Below are 2,266 nucleotides of genomic sequence, written 5' to 3'. Positions count from 1 at the left end.
TCCAAGCTCTCACTGGCGCGCCAGCTGGTGGCAGAGATCGCAACCCGGATGGCGCCGCCGTCCAACGGGAAAGCGGCTGCACCATGAACCTTCCCTCGAACACGCCGCCTGACGGCGATTTCGTCAGCTATGTGGAACGCCTGACAAACGCGAACGCGCCAGGCGTCCATAAAGACCGGCTTGAGCCGCAGGACAAGATTTCGCTCCGCGCCCCGTCTTCGGCGAGCACCGCTACGCCCCCGTCCAAACCCGTGGCCGTCGTGGCCACCGGCGCCGCCTTTCTAACCCACGTCAAATGGGTCGTCATCCTTTGGATCGCAACGCAGGTGCTGTCCGAGGTGATGCCCGGCGCCGGATTCCTGTTTCTGCCCGCGCTGCTGGTGTACGGGGCGTGGGCGGTCTTCCAGGCCAACCGTCATTCATCCGGCGCACTGGTGCAGCGTCTGCGTGAGCTCGCCCGGCAAGCAGCCGAAGAAGCCCGGAAAAATCAACTACCCAAGAAAAAATAGTTCATGCAAATCGACGTCAAAATTCTCGATCCCCGCCTTCAGGGCAACCTTCCCGCCTACGCAACGCCCGGCAGCGCCGGCCTGGACCTGCGTGCCTGTCTGGACACGCCGCTCACGCTGACCGCCAACGCCTGGCAACTGGTACCGACCGGCATTGCGATTTACCTGCACGACCCCGGCTATGCCGCGCTCATCCTGCCGCGTTCGGGGCTGGGCCACAAGCACGGCATCGTGCTGGGCAATCTGGTTGGCCTGATTGACAGTGACTATCAGGGGCAGCTGATGGTCAGCGCCTGGAATCGCAGCGACGTGCCATTCACCATCGAGCCGATGGAGCGGATTGCGCAGCTGATGATCGTGCCCGTGGTGCAGGCGCAGTTCAATGTGGTGGCGGAATTTCCCGCCAGTGAGCGTGGCGAAGGCGGGTACGGCTCCACGGGCAAAGCCTGAACGGCTGGCGGGCAAAAGGCGTCAGGGAGGGTGTTTTCCTACAACCCCTGCGACACGGCTCCCACGCCGCGACAGCTCTAATCCCCACCTTGTATTTGCTGCGGCGTGCCCTTAATGGGTCATGGGAGTCTCCGCGCTCCTGGTATCGGCTTCTCGCTAGCGTGAAGCCGATGACAGGGGCCGGGAAGCTCATGAACTTATTAACAGGAGAGACTCATGCAAAACACATTCCGCTTTATTTCCTCGGCTTCTGYCGTGCTGGCACTGGTGGGCTTGGCCGCTTGCGCGCCCATGAGCCCGAGCGGCGATTCGTCCTATCCGGCCACCACTTCAACCTATCCTGCTTCTTCGTCCTACCCTGCCAATCAGCAAAATAACTATGTAGAGTATGGGCGGGTCATCAATGTGGAAGCCATCCAGACTACGGAAAAAGGCCGCGGCTCTGGCGTGGGTGCTGTGCTGGGCGGTGTGGCGGGTGCTGTGGTGGGTCACCAGATCGGTGGCGGCAGCGGCAAGGATGCGGCAACCGTGGTGGGTGCGGTGGGCGGTGCGGTGGCCGGTAACGCCATTGAAAAGAACCGCAACGCGACCATTCGTGAGAGCTATCGCGTCTCCGTGCAACTGGACAATGGCAGCTCACGCGCCTACGACGTGCCCAGCTACGGCAACCTTCGCGTGGGAGACCGCGTAAAGATTGAAAACGGCCAGATCAACCGGATCATGTAACGCTGCGGTTCATCCGCCTTTAAAGAGCCGGCTACTCCCGCAGGGGATGGTCGGCTTTTTTTACGTCCGGAATCACACCTGTCTCAGTGCAGCGTGCCACTTCCCGGCGTGATCGGCTCAAGTTTAAAAAAACCGGTGCCAAGTGATCCCTGGCCGATTTCCTCTTCGCTGGCTTCGCGCACGGCTTCAACCTTGAGGTTCAACCGGATGGCAATGCCCGCAAGGGGATGGTTGCCATCGAGCACGACGTGATCGGGGTAGATCTCGGTCACGGTGTAAATATGATCATGAGGCGCTTGCCCGCTGCTTCCTGGCGGAAGGGCCATGCCGTCGAAGGTCATGCCTTCTTCCAGTTCGGCGGGAAAAATCTTGCGGGGTTCGAGGAAAACCAGATTCTCGTCGTAGTCACCGAAGGCATTTTCGGGCTCAAGGTGCAGCTCAAGCTTCTCTCCGGCTTCATGGCCTTGCAGTGCCTCCTCGATCTTCGCGAGGAGGTCATCGCCGCCGAGTAAAAACTCGATGGGTTCGTCCAGCTCGTCCAGCACATCGCCCAGAGTGTCTTTCAGCGTCCATGTCAGGGC

At 60.8% G+C, this 2,266-nt stretch carries 4 protein-coding genes; 3 read left to right on the top strand and 1 reads right to left on the bottom strand.

Annotated features, from left to right (window positions below; genetic code table 11):
• The 3 genes from AC1D1P_RS21400 to AC1D1P_RS21390 form a co-directional block, all read left to right on the top strand.
• A partial coding sequence (locus AC1D1P_RS21400) for a hypothetical protein (RefSeq protein WP_477674354.1) occupies positions 1 to 509 on the top strand: 509 nt, incomplete at its 5' end.
• A 3-nt stretch (positions 510 to 512) separates the two neighbouring features.
• A complete protein-coding gene (gene dut / locus AC1D1P_RS21395; RefSeq protein WP_477674353.1) occupies positions 513 to 959 on the top strand; it encodes a dUTP diphosphatase in 447 nt (148 codons plus the stop codon).
• A 216-nt stretch (positions 960 to 1,175) separates the two neighbouring features.
• On the top strand, positions 1,176 to 1,685 hold the full coding sequence (locus AC1D1P_RS21390) for an outer membrane lipoprotein (protein WP_477674352.1): 510 nt from the start codon (positions 1,176 to 1,178) through the stop codon (positions 1,683 to 1,685).
• Positions 1,686 to 1,768: 83 nt separating this feature from the next.
• On the opposite strand, the gene AC1D1P_RS21385 is transcribed toward AC1D1P_RS21390, so the two are convergent.
• The coding region (locus tag AC1D1P_RS21385; protein ID WP_477674351.1) for an FKBP-type peptidyl-prolyl cis-trans isomerase at positions 1,769 to 2,266 on the bottom strand (498 nt) is incomplete at its 5' end.

It is taken from the genome of Polaromonas sp. P1_E1_2, assembly GCF_056406035.1.
The sequence above is the reverse complement of the archived record's forward strand: the minus strand, read 5'-3'. Positions and strand labels throughout refer to the sequence as shown.

Coding starts and splice junctions, on each gene's coding strand:
- dut (WP_477674353.1), top strand. CDS start 513: ATGCAAATCGACGTCAAAATTCTCGATCCCCGCCTTCAGGGCAACCTT.